Below are 15,292 nucleotides of genomic sequence, written 5' to 3' on the forward strand. Positions count from 1 at the left end.
TGCTGATCGGGCGCTCCATGGATGAGTGGGTCCTCCCGCGGCAGTGCCGGGTGGCCGGGAGGACGGCGCCCAACCGTCCGAGGCTCGGGACTCGGGAGCGGTCTTCGCGCTCAATCGCCGCCGCAGCCGTGCCCGCCACAACCATGGCCACCGCAGCCGTGCCCGCCGCAGCTGTGGCCGCCTCCGCAGCCGCCCCCGCCGCCCCAGCTGTCGGGCCTGCCGTAGCGCTTCCCGCGCGCCCCGCTACCGCGGGGCCGACCTGCTCCCCGCGCCCGGTAGGTCCGTTCCTGCTGGCGCAGGCTCGCTGCCCACCACTCGTCCCGCTCGCGTTTTTCCTGCTCCTCCTTGCGGATTTTTTCGCGCCGGGCAGCGTCCCGGGCCGCGCCGTCGGCCGGCTGCCACGGGCCGAGGCCATGGCGGCGTCGCGGCAGCAGCGGGGCGACCGTGACGCCGGCATACGTGTGCTCCGGCCCCTGGTATGCCTTGCGTTCGATGACGGCGTACTCCAGGGCGACCTCAGCGCCTTCCCAGGGCGCGCCGTACAGGACCGCCTCGAAGGGTTCGCTACGGGGGTCGATGTCGTAGTGCCCGTCGTCGGGTCGGTAGGTGGAGCTCGTGCCCAGGAGCCGCGCCGTGCGGTCGGCGTCCCGGCCCTTGGGGAAGTACGCGATCAGAGGCTGCCCCGAGGTGGCGCTGACATCCGGATACAGCCAGTGGTAGCCGTCCGGCGCGATCCGTACGCCCACCATCAGAGCCGGCTGGGGCTGCTCGTGCAGGCGGCGCGCCGCCCGGAAGGCAACGTGGCCGTACCCGAACACGATGGTGCCCGGGACGAGGAACAGCAGGGCGGCGATCTGCTGCCCGACGGCGTCGTACGGTGCGCGGTCCGGTGCCGTCAGGTCCTCGACGAGACCGTCGGTGAGGATGGCGCCGGCGATGAGGCAGAGGACGAGCCCGAGGTAGAACTGCCGGTACCCGCGGTAGTCGTCCGTCTCGGGCGCCCCGTCCGGGAGTTCGTGACGGCGCCGGCCGGCCGCGGCGAGCGCGAGCGCCCGCTGCTTGCGGCGGGCCCGAAGGCGCAGACACGCGCCGGTGAACGCCCATGCGGAGGCGACCAGGGCCAGGAAGTATCCGCTTGCGGCCAGGCGGCCGTCGGCGCCGAGCACGTCGGGCGACGCCAGTGGCACCGCCGCGTCCGCCGCGACCACGACCGTGGCCGGCACCGTGGGGACCGGCAGATAGCGGTACCACAACGGCAGCGCGGCCAGCAGGACCGCCCCGGGATAGCCGAGCCAGTGGGTGCCACCGTGCGCGGACCCGCCACCGCCCCACCGCAAGATCGAGAACCCACCGGTCAGGACGTACGACACGGCGACCAGGACGAGCAGGACCCAACTGCCCGCGACCGGAGCGAAGACGACCGGGACGCGAGCTTTCCTCCAGCGCTCGGCATCGGGGACCGACCAGGACGCCACGCCGCCCTCGGGCAGTGCCCCCGGGGGCAGACGCTTGACGTAGTCACTCACGGCGCGCTCCTTCCCGCAGCACGCCGGACAGCTGAAGCTGCGCACTGCCTCGCCAACTTCGGTCAGGCCATGGCCCCGGGGCGGGGACGGTCGTCACCAGGTCTGCAGGCGCATGCCCTCCCGGCGCATCAGCATCCCCAACGCCGGTGAGGGGAGCCGCGGTCTGGGCGCACAGCTCCCCCGTAGCGCGTGCCCGAGGATGCACAGGTTAGGAGCAGCCGATGAAATCGCCGTGAAAGAGCGGAGGAGCCGGGATCCGGTAGACGAATGCCCTGTCGCCGGGCAACCGGTCGGCGCGGGGAGCCGGAAGGAAGCTCGGTGGGCAGCAGCAAGACGAGGGACGGCAGCCGTACGCGGCGCTCCACCGCTCCGCGAGAAGCCTGTCGGTTCCCTTGGACGGCAAAAGCAAAGGCAAGGAGAAACGTCTCCTTGCCACTCTCAACGTATAGCGCACTGGGGGGCTTGCCGCAAGGCCCCGGTCATGGCGCAGAATCGTCGGCCGATGCCGCAAACCTGCGGAAAGGGAGGCACGACGTGCGTGTGTTGTTGTCGACGCGTGGAGGACGCGGTGACGTCGAACCGGTGGTGGGACCGGTCGTGCGGTCGTGGGCTCTCGGGGCGGAGGTGCGGGGGTGCGCGCCGCCCGGGAGGGCGAAGCGGCCGGCCGAGTCATCGAGGGGACGACACCTGGAGATGAGGACGTGCCCGACAGGAGATACGACAGATCTGGCGGCGCCGGTGATTCGACCGGCCGCCGCAGTGCGGCGGAGCGCGGCTGCCTCGGAGGTATCGCAGTGATCGAGCAGTACGTGTGGGACCTTCGGGAGGTCGACGAGAAGCAGATCGCAGTCGTCGGTGGCAAGGGCGCGCATCTGGGCGAGCTGTCGCAGATCGAAGGAATCCGTGTGCCGGGGGGGCTTCTGCGTGACGACGGACGCCTTCCGGCGGATCCTGGCGCAAGCGCCGTCGATCGACGATCGGCTCGATCAGTTGTCGCGCGTGGCACCGGACGACCGGGAGGCGATCCGCACGCTCAGCGCGCAGATTCGTCGGACCATCGAAGCGATCGCCATCCCGGACGACATCTCGGTGGCGATCACCCGCGCGCTCGCCCAGCTCGGCGAGCAGGCCGCCTGCGCCGTCCGTTCCAGCGCGACGGCGGAGGATCTGCCGACGGCCTCGTTCGCCGGCCAGCAGGACACCTACTTGAACGTCGTGGGCCCGGCGTCCGTCCTCCGGCACGTCAGCCGGTGCTGGGCCTCGCTGTTCACCGAGCGGGCCGTGACCTACCGCCAGCGGAACGGCATCGACCACCGTACGGTCCGGATGGCCGTGGTCGTGCAACAGATGGTCTTCCCTCATGCGGCCGGCATCCTGTTCACCGCCGACCCCGTCACGGGAAACCGGAAGGTCGCCACCGTGGACGCCGGCTTCGGCCTCGGCGAGGCCCTGGTCTCCGGCCTGGTGAACCCGGATGTCTTCACGGTGCGGCAGGGCGAAGTCGTCGCCAAGGCGATCGCCTCCAAAACGCGTGCCGTTCACGCCCTGCCGGCCGGCGGTACGCAGGAAGTGGCGATCGCCCCGCAGCGGCAGGAGCAGCCGGCGCTGACGGATGCGCAGGTCGTGCGGCTCGTGCAGCTCGGTCGGCGGATCGAGGCACACTTCGGCCGCCCGCAGGACATCGAATGGTGCCTGGCCGACGACGGCTTCCAGATCGTTCAGAGCCGGCCGATCACGACGCTGTTCCCCGTCCCCGAGGCCGGCGACCAGGAGAATCACGTCTACGTCTCCGTCGGTCATCAGCAGATGATGACCGACCCCATGAAGCCCCTGGGGCTCTCCATGTGGCAGCTGACGGCCATGGTGCCGATGCACGAGGCCGGCGGCAGGCTGTTCGTCGACGCCACCCGGCGCCTGGCCTCGCCCACGAGCCGCGCCGCCCTCCTGGACCTCATGGGGAGAGGCGATCCGCTGGTCAGGGACGCTCTGGAGACCGTCCTCGGCCACGATGATTTCGTCCCGTCGCTCCCGGACGCCCCTCCCGGCAGACCGCAGTCCAGCAGGCCGCAGTCCGGCGGGCCGCCGGCCAGCGGCGCGCCCACCCCGATCGCGACCGATCCGGCCATCGTCACCGAACTGATCGAGCGCAGCCGGGAGTCCGTCGCCGCCCTGGAGCGCGACATCCGGACGAAGACCGGACCGGCGCTGTTCGACTTCCTGCTGACGGCCTTCGAGGAGCACAAGCGAGTCCTCGGTGATCCACTGAACCTTCAGGCGATCATGGCGGGGATGGAGGCCACGTGGTGGCTCAACGACAAGCTGCAGGAGTGGCTTGGCGAGAAGAACGTCGCTGACACGCTCACACTGTCCGCCCCCGACAACATCACCTCCGAAATGGGCCTGGCGCTGCTCGACGTCGCGGACGTGATCCGCGCGCGGCCGGAGGTGGTGGCGTTCCTCCAGGGCGTCGAGGACGAGGATTTCCTGGACGAGCTGACGAAGCTCGCGGGCGGGGCCGAAGCACACGCCGCCATCGAGGGCTACCTCGACCGCTACGGCATGCGCTGCGTCGGCGAGATCGACATCACGAGGCCACGTTGGCGCGAGCGCCCCACCACGCTGGTGCCCGTGATCCTCGACAACGTCCGGAACTTCGAGCCGGGCGCCGCCGAGCGGCGCTTCGAACAAGGCCGGCAGAAGGCCCGGAAGAAGAAACAGGACGTGCTGTCGCGCTTGCGGGCCCTGCCGGACGGGGACCGGAAAGCCGACGAGACCAAGCGGATGATCGACCGGGTCAGAACCTTCATCGGGTACCGGGAGTACCCGAAGTACGGCATCATCAGCCGCTACTTCGTCTACAAGCAGGCCCTGCTGAAGGAGGCCGAGCGCCTCGTGCAGGCCGACGTGCTTCCTGAGAAGGACGACATCTTCTACCTCACCTTCCAGGAACTCCACGACGTCGTGCGCTCGAACCAGGTGGATGACCAGCTCATCCAGCAGCGCAAGGACGCGTTCCGCTCGTACCACGCGCTCACGCCGCCCCGGGTGCTCACCTCGGACGGTGAGGCCCTTTCCGGGGCGTACCGGCGCGACGACGTGCCGGCCGGCGCCCTGATCGGTCTACCGGTTTCCGTCGGGACCATCGAGGGCCGAGCCCGTGTCATCCTCGACATGGCGCAGGCCGATCTCGAAGCCGGCGACATCCTGGTCACGACCTTCACGGACCCCAGCTGGTCGCCGCTGTTCGTCGGCATCGCGGGCCTGGTGACGGAGGTGGGCGGCCTGATGACCCATGGCGCGGTGATCGCCCGGGAGTACGGCTTGCCGGCCGTCGTGGGCGTGGCGCAGGCCACCCGGCTGATCCGGGACGGGCAGCGGATCCGCGTGCACGGAACCGACGGGTACGTCGAGATCCTGCCGTGACCGACCACACCGTGAAGCCCCAAGCCCCACGTAACTTCCGACTGAACGACGCCAGGCATGCCCGTCATAACGTGGGGAAAGTCGGCGTCGTCGATGGCACCCAGGCTGTCCTGTCGATCGTGGGCGATGGGGTGCGAACCTCGGCGTCCGGCGCCAGCCGCAGACCGGCCCTGGCGAGGAGGTCGGCGAGTTCGATACGGCCGCTCTGGGTTCCCGATCGTCCCAGCGGGTCCGGAGTGTCGACTCCTCGCCGTCCCAGGTGTCAGGGTCTTCGCACGGATGCTGCTCGACGGCCCCCTCGCCGTGGCGGTACCGCAAGTACAGGTACTGCCCCTTGGTGGTCCAGGCAACCCACTGCGATGGACAACCCCCGCAAGTCTGCCTGCGCCATGCTCCCTGCGGGTCCCGAGTCCGTCGCCATCGGATGTGCCGGCGGGCGCCACAGGCACGCCCAACCTCCACCGCGTGCTCAGGCAAGGCCGCTTCTCGATCAGCTGCCGTCAGTTCGCCGAGCGCAGACCGTCGAGCTCGTCCCCGATGGCCTGGCGCAGCGCGTCGTGCTGCGGGCCGAGTGCGAACTGTTCGTCGGTCCAACCGTCGTGGGGGTAGAGCCGGACCGGCTTGCTCACCAAGTCGATCGGCTCCCACTCGAACCGTGGCCAGACATGCGCGTGCAAGAACCCGTCGGTGTTGCCAAGGATCTCAAGATTGACCCACCGGAAGGCTGTGTCCATGCGCCGGGAGACTCGCTCGACGGCCTCGCGTACGGGCGTGGCGGAGGGCCGGGGTTGGAGCCGGAGAGAGCGCCTGTCCGACGGATCAACGCTCAGCGACCGAGCGCCTGGGCCCGCCGAGCGATTTCATCCGGGGTCAGATCCTCTACGTGCGTGAGGAAGACCCATACATGTCCGTAGGGATCGCGCAGGATGGCCGTGCGGTCGCCGTGGAACTGGTCGGTCGGCGGCTGGAGAAGTTCCGCCCCGGCCGTAGTGGCCTGCCGGGCCAGCGCGTCGACGTCCTTGACGAAGACATGGAGCGCCACCGTGGTGCCGCCGATGCTGGTCGGTGCCGCGAAGGCGGGTCCTTCAGCGTCACCCAGCATGAGGGTGGACCCTTGGATGCTGATCTCCGCGTGCAGGACTTTCCCATCCGGGGCGTTGAGACGGTGGTGAGCACGGCAAACGGTCGAGTCGACGGACACCTCTCACTCGTTCACGTCGTCGGCATCGGCGTGACCTGGAGTTCTTTGCGGACGCGGGATCTCGGGCGCCGTCGATCCGCCGGCGCCGGAGGTCGGAGTACGCCGACTCTCACGTCCCGTACCCGCTCGGGGCGTCTCGTCGCGGCGAGCCGGTCCTGGCCCTCCACAAGATCCCGTCGAAGACCCGCCGTCGGTCCCGGGTAGTCGCCCCGCCTTCGGTGGGCGATCGGCATGGGGCGAACTTCGACTGTCCGTGCCTGTCGATGCAGGGTGGTGGACAGGCCCCCGGGCGCCGCCTCAGCCCGTAGGGGCTGGCCGGTCGTCGTCGCCCTCGTCGCCCGGGCCGGCCGCCGCGATCTCGCGCTCGATGCGTCGGAGGGCGTCCTGGGCCCGTGCCAACAGAGCGGCGTCGACACCGCCCTCGTTGGCCACGGGGGCACGTCCGGTGACTATGGTGGCGGCGGTGGCGCTGGCGGTGCCGGGGTTCGCGAAGTGCCGGAGCACAGGCACTGCGCCGGTCGCGTCCCCGGTGATGTACCACAGTGCGTCAGCGGCGGCTACGCGTAGGGCGCCGGCCTCCGCCGGGTCGTCGCGCATGCCGCGCAGCGCGGGCGCCGCGGCCCCGGCGCGCGGTCCCAACTCTCCCAGCCAGCCACAGGCGTTGTCGTCGAACCGCCAGCCGCGCCGGCCGGCCACGCGGCCGGGCCGATGACGGCGGGCCAACACGTTCAGGAGGAGCGGGATGACTTGGGACGCCATCTCGCCCGCGGCCGAGTCGGCCGAGTCCGCCGCTGCGTCCGTCAAGGAGTCCGTTGAAGAGTGCCTTGAGGAGCGCGTTGACGAGTGCGTTGAGGAGCGCGTTGAGGAGCGCGTTGAGGAGCGCGTCGTGGTGTCCGTCGAGGTGTTCTGTCCCATCAGGGCGCGGATGGCAGCGAGTCCGGTCTCCGGGTCGGCGCCCACGGCGACCCGCCGCAGCACCGCCAGCGCTCGTGCGTCGTCCAGCCCCCACCTGCGCAGGAACGCACAGGCCGCCGACGCGGCCTCCAGTTCGATGAACTCGGGGCGGGCGTGCGGGTCGCCCGAAACCGTGGCGTCGACGCGTCGGCTCAACCGCTCCAGCGCGGCCACCACCTCCGGCACCGCCGGGCCGCCGCCGCGCCACTGCTGCGTACCGGTGAGCAGCGCGTTGACCTCGGCTGCCGGGAGGTCCTGTGCCAGCCGTTCCCGGATCGCCGGCCACAGGTATTCGGCCAACGCCGCGGCTGGGCGCAGCAGTTCGGCCCCTGCGGTGCCCGCGGCCACACGTTCCCGGAGGCCCGGCAGACACCTGCGGTCGCCCCGTCGGGCGAGCCGGGCCAACGCCGCCTGTGCCACCTCGGGATCCCGCCGGGCCGCGGGGCCACTCGCGGCCACTGCCAGCGCATCGAGGTAACTGCCGCATGCCTGAAGGTAGTTGGTCGATGCCGCGGCCCGCCGTACCGCCGGGTCGGGGTGGTCCAGCAGCGCCCCCACGGCCGCCGCGTGGCATGCGTACCGCGTGGAGTCCGCGGCGTACAGCCGGTCCGCGGCCTCAACAAGGACGCGCGCCGCGACGGCGTCCAGCCGGCCGTCACCCAGGGCCGCCAGCATCAGGGTCAGCCAGCGCGAGCGCACCTCGGGCGTGCCGACAAGCCAGGAGTCGACGGCGTCCACCGGGCCGTACGGCACCGCGCCGGCCCACTCCGGATCGCACCAGGCCAACTCCCCCAGTGCCGCTCCGGCTTCACCTCCGCAGAGTGCCAGCGCCTCGACCACCGCGTCCTCGACGGGTCCGGCGCCGTCCGTCGTGGAGGTCGCGCCGGAGCCCACAACTGCCGACGCCCCGCCGGGCCGTGGCGCCGGGCGCAGCAGCAGCCCCAGTGCGGCGCCCAGCGCGTCGGCCGGTTCGCCCCGCAGGCAACGGCGCAACTGCGCACGTACGGCGGGACGGTCGGCGTACCGTCCCAGGACCACCAACAGCCCGAGCCGGACGGCGGGATCGGGGGCGTGCAGGCTGTGTTCGCGGATCGCCGGGACGATCACGTCGGCGGGAGCGGCCGCATAGGCGAGCACCACCGGCACCATGCGTCGCACCGCCACGTCCGGGTGGGCAAGCCGCCGGAGCAGCGCCGGCACCCCGGCCGCCAATGCCCGGGACAGTTGCTCCGCCCACGCGCCGACGAGCGCCCAGCCCTCCCCTTCCGGCACACCCAGGTCGTCCAGCAGGGCGTCGAGAGCCGCCCCGCTCCGACTGCCCGGTTCGTCCAGATCGACGTCGAAGTCGCGGTACACCACGGACTGCCAGTCGAACGTGACGCGGCCCTCACCTGCGGATTCCATGGACGCACAGCCTAATCGCCACCTCGGACGACCACGAACGGGTTTCGTCCCCGGCACAGGCACAGGCACAGGCACAGGCACAGACCGCGGCACAGGCGCCGGAGCCGGTATCGACACCGACGCGGGCACTGCCACAGACGCAGGCACAGGCACAGGCACAGGCACGTCAGCCGACCCTTGGGACGCCGTGCGCCGTCACCTCCACCACCCGGCCGCCAGGCGACACCCTCGCCTCCAGCCACGCCGGTCCCCCGCCCCCCGACGCGGGATCCCGATAACTCAGCACGTGACCGCCCCGCCCATCCCGCAACGGCACGACCGTGACCTCGGCCCCCGCCCGCACCTCGGGGAACCACTTCCCGACGAACCGGTCACCGGCGCTCCGCGCCCGGCCCGCGGCCCGCACCCCATCGCCGGCACCAGCCGCCCCGCCCCTGTCCCCGTCCGGCTCCTCCCACCTGAACCGTTCGAGCCGCCGCTCCGGCCACCGCACGACGAGCGACCCACGCCGGCCCAGATCCACCTCCAGCCGCCAACGCCCCTCCGCCACCTTCTTCCGGATCACCGTCATGCCGTCCTCGGGGCGGCCGTACAGGTCCGCTATGGCTCCGTCCAGCCACGACTCCTGTGCGAACTCCAGCGCGCGCCGGGCCTGCGCCTGCGCGTCCCCATGAACCGGTTCGACGGCCGCCGCGAAGGCCCCGGTCAGCAGCAGTCCCCCGAGCGCTGCCGAGCCGGCACCCCACAAGGTGTCCCTGCGCGTCAGGGGCCAGCGGCGCTGCCGGACCCACAACGCAACGACGCCGAACAGCACCCCGAGGCACCCACCCAGCGCGTTCGCCTTGAGGTCGTCGTAGCTGCACGCCCGCCCCAACTCCCCTACTGCCTGTACCAGTTCGATGCATCCGGTGAGCAGCAAGGACCCCGACAGCACCACGATCGGGCGCCGGAACAGCAGCACGGCGAGGAAGCTGATCGGGACGAACAGCGCGACGTTCAGGCGCGACGACTCCGAGCCCAAGAAAGCCCACCCCGGCAGGCCCGTGTCGCAGAATGCGCCCTGCCCCGTTCCTCCGCCCCCGGGCAGCAGCGTCACGACGAGTACGCCCGCCAGGGCACCCGCGCACAGCAGCGACAGGACGACGGAACCGCCCTTCGCCTTCGCGACCGCCGCGGCGGCCAATCCCAACACCGCGGCGAGGACGAGGAACACCGGTATGAGGCCCGGCAGTGCCCCGATGGATGCTTCGATCACGAGTTTTCCCTTGGTTGGTTGGTGCCTTGCTGCCTTGGTGGCTGGCTGTCTGTCGGTTGGCCGTCTGTTGTCTGTCGCCTATTGCCTGGTCTCTGTTGTCGCTTCGCCCCATGCTGCGGCCTCGTCACCGCTCCTCCACCATGACCTCCTCTCTCCCTCCCCCGTGTCTCCGTGTCTCCGTTTCCCCGTGCCACCGTGCCACCATGTTGCCGATCGACGCCGGTGACGGAGCGTCACGCCAAACGGTGAACCGTGGTGGGAGCGGGCGTGGGAATGGGGCCGCGGCGCCCTTGCGGGGCGGGGTGGGGGCGGTCAGGGTGGTCGGCATCGTCCCGTTAGCTGGTCGGCGGTGTCCGGCCCGGTACAGAGGTGGAGAGCGCGTGGCTTCCTTCATCCTCCCGCACACCCTGCACAGCGGGGTTCCGCACAAGGTGATCGGCCACTCGATCGGCACCAGCACCGGCTCCGCGAGCGGCGGAACGGCGGCCGCGTGACCGCGGGACCGCGGGAATCGTCGGGCCCGGGGAGCCGTACGCCCCCGAAGCGGCCCTTCCGCCGGACGAGCCAGACGCCCCGACCACCCCAGCCACCCCTACCGCGCCAGAGATCCCGGAGGACACAGAGATCCTGGAGAACACAGAGCTCCCAGAGGACCTGGAAGTCCCGGAGATTCAGGAGGTTCTGAAGGTGTCAGCGGCCCCACGGTTGCCAGAAGTCCCAGACATCTTCCACCCACGCCAGTACGCCAAGGGCCTGCCGCACGACGCGTATCGGCTGCTGCGCGACCACCACCCGGTGGCCTGGCAGGACGAGCCGGAGGTGTTCGGCTGGCCGGCCGGCCCCGGCTTCTGGGCGGTGACCCGGCACCGGGACGTCGTACGGGTGCTGAAGGACGCCCGGACCTTCTCCTCCCAGCTGGGTGCCACCCAGATCCGCGACCCCGATCCCGCCGACCTGCCGTTCATCGGGCGGATGATGCTCAATCAGGATCCGCCGGAACACGGGCGGTTGCGGCGGCTGGTGAGCCGGGCCTTCACCCCACGGCGGGTGGACCGCTTCGAGACCGCCGTGCGGGAGCGGGCCCGCGCGCTGCTGACCACTGCGGTGCACACCGCGCGGTCCGGCGACGGCGGGTGCGACGTCGTCAGCGCCGTCACCGACGACTACGCGCTGCTCAACCTCGCGGATCTGCTGGGCGTCCCGCCCGGTGAACGCGGGCTGATGCTGGACTGGACCCGGCGGGTCATCGGCTACCAGGACCCGGACGAGGCCGGCCCGACGGCGGCCGGGGCGGACGGACGGCCCGCCGACCCCCGTTCCCCGGCGATGCTCCAGGACATGTTCGCGTTCGCCCGCGAGCTGGCCGCGCACAAGCGACGGTACCCCGGCGACGACGTGATGACGGTGCTCGCCACCGACCCCGAACTGGCCGTGCCCGAACTGGAGATGTTCTTCTTCCTGCTGACCATCGCGGGCAACGACACCGTCCGCAGCGCCGCGCCCGGCGGGCTGCTGGCGCTGGCGCGGCACCCGGACGGCTATGCCGCGCTGCGCGGCGGCGCGGTCGCGGTGGGCCCGGCGGTGGAGGAGTTGCTGCGCTGGCATCCGCCGGTGCTGAGCTTCCGCCGGACCGCCGCGACGGACACCGAGTTGGCCGGCCGGTGGATCCGCGCCGGCGACAAGGTCGTGGTCTTCCACGGCTCGGCCAACTACGACGAGCGGGTCTTCGCCGACCCCGGCCGACTGGACCTGGCGCGCTCGCCCAATCCCCATGTCTCCTTCGGCGACGGCCCGCACGTCTGCCTGGGCGCGCATCTGGCCCGGTTGCAACTGCGGGTGCTCTACGAGGAGACCTGCGCGCTGCTGCCCGCTGTGGCGGTGGCCGGACCGCCACAGCGGCTGGTGTCGAACTTCATCCACGGGCTGAAGTCGCTGCCCCTGCGCCTGGCGGCCTGAGGCGGAGGCGGCAGGCCGGCGGGGCAACGCTTCGACGGGTGGTCAGTGCGGGGCGGCCGGTGTGACGTGCCGTCCGGAGGTGTGGGCCGTCGTCCAGTCCACGATCTGTACGGCCGCCCCGGCGGCCTCCTGGCCGCGGCAGCCGGCGTGGTGGCGGCGGGCGATGGCGTCCAGGTCGAGGTGGCGGCCGAAGGCGGGGAGGGCGGCCAGCCGGCGGGCGTAGGACCACAGGCGTCGGTGGCCGGCGATGCGCTGCACGGCCGCGGCGTCGAGGTGCCACCGGTGGACGGTGTCGAGTTGGACCAGGGTCACCCACAACTGGACGTCCGCGGCGGTGAGTTCGTCGCCCAGTAGGTAGGGGCGGTCGGCCAGTCGTCGCTCCAGTGAGGCGAGCGTGCCGAGCAGGGTGCCCAGGGCGGTCTCGTAGCCGGGGTGGTCGCTGCCGAGGCCACCGGCGTGTTGGGCGGCCTGGTTGAGGTCCTGCTCACAGCGGCGCGCCAGGGCGTCGATGGCGTCGCGGGCGTGGTCCGGGTACAGGGCCGGTCCGCGGGTGCCGAACCGCTCCGCGAGGTCGCGGAGGATGTCCGGGGCGTGGGTGCTGACGATGCGTCCGGTCCAGTCGTCGCTGAGCACCGGGGCGGTGGCCGGTCCACGGTACTGGTGCGCGCTGGCTTCGTAGAGGGGGCGCAGCGCGGCGTAGCCGCACTCGGGGGCGTCGGGGACGGCGGGCAGCGGCGTCACCGGGAGGGTGTCGCCGAGGTCGAGCAGGCTGTGGGTGATCGCGATGCCCAGACAGTGCGGACAGGAGGGCGAGAGGTAGAGGCGGTAGCGGTGGGGGACGGGGTAGTGACCGCTGCGCATGTCGGAGCCGATGCGGCCCCGGAAGGCCGGCACGGTGGCGGTGGCGGCGGACGTCTCGGCGGCGGATGCGTCCGAGGTGGAGGTGGAGGTCATACGAGTCCCTGGGTGCGAGGTCCGGTGCGTGGGCGTACGGGCGGGCACTTGGCGGCGGGCGCGTACGGGCGTGGACGGACGTCCGCACGGTGGCGCCGGGCACGGGCCGGGGCCCGCGAGGGTGGCGCGGCGTCGGGGAACCGGGGCGTGGGCGCCCCGCGAGAGGGCTATGCGGCGCTGCAGACGCGCAGCAGATCGATGTGCCGGCGGGAGGTGAGGAGGGGAAGCGGCCGGCCCGCGCATACCGCGCGGTCGCCGTCCTGCTGTGCGTGCCCCATGGATTCCCACCTGTTCGCTAGGGTTCCCGCCTTCGAGTGTCGAGGCGGTACCGGCCGGCGTCAAGGGTGGTGCGCCGGCGCGGTTCCGGTGGTGGACCGCGCGACGCATGCCCCGCGCGACGAACACCCACGCCCTCTGCGCTTCCCGCCCGCCCCACAGGACGGGCCGATCCCGGCCGAAGCCCGACGCGCCCGGCTCTCCCCCTCGGGGATAATGCCGGCATGCGGATTTCAGCCAGAGCGGATTACGCGGTGCGCGCCGCGCTGCAACTCGCGCACGCCCGGGACGGGCGCCCGCTCAAGGCGGAGGCCATCGCCGATGCGCAGGACATCCCGCACAAGTTCCTGGAGGGCATCCTCAACGACATGCGGCGGGGCGGGCTGGTCCTCAGCCAGCGCGGCGGGAACGGCGGTTACCGGCTCGCCAAGGCGCCGGAGGAGATCAGCGTCGCCGATGTGATCAGGGTCGTGGACGGGCCGCTGGTGTCCGTACGGGGTGTGCGGCCGCCGGAGTTGTCGTACACCGGGCCCGCCGAGTCCCTGCTGCCGCTGTGGGTGGCGCTGCGGGCCAACGTCCGCCAGATCCTCGACGGCGTCTCGCTGGCCGATGTGGCGTCGGCCGAACTCCCCAGCCGAGTCTCCGCACTGACCGAGGACCCGGCTTCGTGGACGAACCCGTAACGCGCACGCGCATCGGAAACCGGTGACGCGCAGGCGTATCGCAGATCGGTGACGCGCACGCGTATCGGAACCCGCTGGCGTGAACGCGTATCGGAACCCGGTGAAGCGCGCCCGTATCGCAAACCGGTGACGCGAATCGATGACGTGAAACCACCGCCGGACCTCGCGTACGCGTCCGGAATGCGACCCTGATCCGTCCACCCCTCGAACACACCTTGCTCGGAACGAAGTTCAGGTCGCATCATGCAGTCGTTCTAATTCCCTACTAATCCAGTGGGAAAACTGGGAAAGCCTGACCGGTGCGGCCCCGCAGTCCGGTGCGCAGCCCGGTTCCAGCCGAGGAGGACGGTGAACGGCGCCATGCCGAAGAGGTCCGCAACACGCCCCGCCGCCCCGCAGGCCGTCGCCCCGGCGGAAGACGAGATCTGGCCGCGCGTCACCCGTGAACTCGCCGACGACCTCGCCGTCGACGCGCTGGTCCGCGACCGGGCCGGCAAGCCGCCCTTCGACGAGTTGTCGCGGCTGCGCGAGGCCGGGCTGCCGGCCCTGCTGACCCCGCCCGGCCCGCTCCGCGGCGGCAGCGACTGGCGCACCGCCTGCGGGGTCGTCCGCGAGATCGCGGCGGCCGACAGCTCCATCGGCGAACTCCTCGCCCGCCACTACGCCCTCTCCTGGAGCACCCGCTTCTTCGGCACCCCGGACCAGGCCGACGCGTTCGAACGCCGGGTGGCGGAAGAGCAGTGGCTGCTGGCCGGCGACGCCGGCAACCCGGCGAGTGACGCCGAACCGCCCGCCCCGGGCATCGTCCCCGACCTCACCCTCACCCCGAACGGTCGGGGCCATCTGCTGCACGGGCGGCGGTCGTTCGCGGCCGGGGTCACCGTCGCCGACCGCCTGGTCGTCGGCGCCGCCTGTGCCGAGACCGGCGACTGGTTGATCGCGCTGGTCGACCCGGCCCACCCCGGCGTCACCACCGACCCGGCGCACGACCGTCTGGGCCAGCGCCTCACCGGTGCCGGCAGCGTCGCCTTCGACGCCGTGCCGGTACCGCCCGAGCAGATCCTCGGCACCGTCTCCCACGACGAGCAGCACGTCACCCCGTACGCCACCCTGGCACCGCTGACGCTGCGGCTGGCCCTCGTCCACGTCGCGCTGGGCATCGCCGAAGGGGCGCTCGCCGAGGCCCGCGACCTCAACCGCGCCGCCCCGCGCACCTGGCGGGCCGCGGACGTCGTCCCGGCCCCGTATGCCGAGCGGCCCGGCGGCGACCCCTACCTCCTGCTCGCGTACGGCGAACTGGTCGCCGCCGCGCACACCGCCGCGGCCGTGGTGGAGCCGGCCACCGAGGCACTGGCCAGGGGGCTGCTGATGGGCCGGGAGTTGGGCGTCAACGAGCGCGCCGACATCGCGGTGCTGGTCGCCGCGGCCGAGGCGGTCACCGGCCAGTCCGCGCTGCAGATCACCACCCGCATCCTGGAGCTGACCGCCACCGCCGACGCCGCCGGCGGCGGCGACCCGGGCTTCGACCGGTTCTGGCGCAACGCCCGCGTACTGACCGCCCAGCGCTCGTCCGCGCACAGCCTCCGGGCCATCGGCGACCACTACCTCAACGGAGCACATCCGCCGCTGACCCTGCGGATCTGAGGGTCAGCGGCGGATA

10 protein-coding genes and 1 pseudogene are annotated in these 15,292 nt (G+C 72.0%); 4 read left to right on the forward strand and 7 right to left on the reverse strand.

Annotation, left to right across the window (positions count from 1 at the left end; all coding sequences use genetic code 11):
- Nucleotides 1–110: 110 nt before the first annotated feature.
- Nucleotides 111–1,526 (reverse strand): hypothetical protein, encoded by a 1,416-nt coding sequence (locus tag JNO44_RS36420; protein ID WP_205368317.1) that lies wholly within the window; start codon nt 1,524–1,526, stop codon nt 111–113.
- A gap of 794 nt (nt 1,527–2,320) precedes the next feature.
- Between JNO44_RS36420 and rph the strand changes: the two are divergent.
- Nucleotides 2,321–4,949 (forward strand): annotated as a pseudogene (rph, locus tag JNO44_RS36425) (rifamycin-inactivating phosphotransferase).
- A gap of 500 nt (nt 4,950–5,449) precedes the next feature.
- On the opposite strand, the gene JNO44_RS36430 reads toward rph, so the two are convergent.
- The 4 genes from JNO44_RS36430 to JNO44_RS36445 form a co-directional block, all read right to left on the reverse strand.
- Entirely contained in the window at nt 5,450–5,779 is a 330-nt protein-coding gene (locus JNO44_RS36430; RefSeq protein ID WP_420882771.1) for a hypothetical protein, read from the reverse strand.
- Nucleotides 5,776–6,150: a VOC family protein gene (locus JNO44_RS36435; protein WP_235095332.1), complete on the reverse strand. Its 375-nt coding sequence runs from the start codon at nt 6,148–6,150 to the stop codon at nt 5,776–5,778. The genes JNO44_RS36430 and JNO44_RS36435 overlap by 4 nt, the downstream gene beginning before the upstream one ends.
- A 297-nt stretch (nt 6,151–6,447) precedes the next feature.
- The gene (locus JNO44_RS36440; protein ID WP_205368319.1) at nt 6,448–8,508 is read right to left on the reverse strand and encodes a hypothetical protein; all 2,061 of its coding nucleotides are present in this window, start codon (nt 8,506–8,508) and stop codon (nt 6,448–6,450) included.
- A 166-nt stretch (nt 8,509–8,674) separates the two neighbouring features.
- Entirely contained in the window at nt 8,675–9,763 is a 1,089-nt protein-coding gene (locus JNO44_RS36445) for a VanZ family protein (protein ID WP_205368320.1), read from the reverse strand.
- 705 nt (nt 9,764–10,468) lie between these two features.
- Here JNO44_RS36445 and JNO44_RS36450 point away from each other — a divergent pair.
- Nucleotides 10,469–11,719 (forward strand): cytochrome P450, encoded by a 1,251-nt coding sequence (locus tag JNO44_RS36450; RefSeq protein ID WP_240167828.1) that lies wholly within the window; start codon nt 10,469–10,471, stop codon nt 11,717–11,719.
- Between the two features lie 42 nt (nt 11,720–11,761).
- On the opposite strand, the gene JNO44_RS36455 is transcribed toward JNO44_RS36450, so the two are convergent.
- Nucleotides 11,762–12,673: a glutathione S-transferase C-terminal domain-containing protein gene (locus JNO44_RS36455; RefSeq protein WP_205368322.1), complete on the reverse strand. Its 912-nt coding sequence runs from the start codon at nt 12,671–12,673 to the stop codon at nt 11,762–11,764.
- A gap of 167 nt (nt 12,674–12,840) precedes the next feature.
- Nucleotides 12,841–12,951 carry a putative leader peptide gene (locus JNO44_RS44900; protein WP_328285897.1) on the reverse strand — a complete coding sequence of 37 codons (111 nt, stop codon included), beginning with the start codon at nt 12,949–12,951 and terminating at the stop codon, nt 12,841–12,843.
- Between the two features lie 222 nt (nt 12,952–13,173).
- Between JNO44_RS44900 and JNO44_RS36460 the strand changes: the two genes are divergently transcribed.
- The gene (locus tag JNO44_RS36460) at nt 13,174–13,632 is read left to right on the forward strand and encodes an RrF2 family transcriptional regulator (protein WP_039629685.1); all 459 of its coding nucleotides are present in this window, start codon (nt 13,174–13,176) and stop codon (nt 13,630–13,632) included.
- Nucleotides 13,633–13,992: 360 nt separating this feature from the next.
- Nucleotides 13,993–15,276 (forward strand): acyl-CoA dehydrogenase family protein, encoded by a 1,284-nt coding sequence (locus JNO44_RS36465; RefSeq protein WP_205368323.1) that lies wholly within the window; start codon nt 13,993–13,995, stop codon nt 15,274–15,276.
- The last annotated feature ends 16 nt before the right edge of the window (nt 15,277–15,292 follow it).

It is taken from the genome of Streptomyces noursei, from assembly GCF_016917755.1.
Taxonomy (GTDB): Bacteria; Actinomycetota; Actinomycetes; order Streptomycetales; family Streptomycetaceae; genus Streptomyces; species Streptomyces yunnanensis.

Coding starts and splice junctions, on each gene's coding strand:
- JNO44_RS36440 (WP_205368319.1), bottom strand. CDS start 8,508: ATGGAATCCGCAGGTGAGGGCCGCGTCACGTTCGACTGGCAGTCCGTG.
- JNO44_RS36455 (WP_205368322.1), bottom strand. CDS start 12,673: ATGACCTCCACCTCCACCTCGGACGCATCCGCCGCCGAGACGTCCGCC.
- JNO44_RS44900 (WP_328285897.1), bottom strand. CDS start 12,951: ATGGGGCACGCACAGCAGGACGGCGACCGCGCGGTATGCGCGGGCCGG.
- JNO44_RS36460 (WP_039629685.1), top strand. CDS start 13,174: ATGCGGATTTCAGCCAGAGCGGATTACGCGGTGCGCGCCGCGCTGCAA.
- JNO44_RS36465 (WP_205368323.1), top strand. CDS start 13,993: ATGCCGAAGAGGTCCGCAACACGCCCCGCCGCCCCGCAGGCCGTCGCC.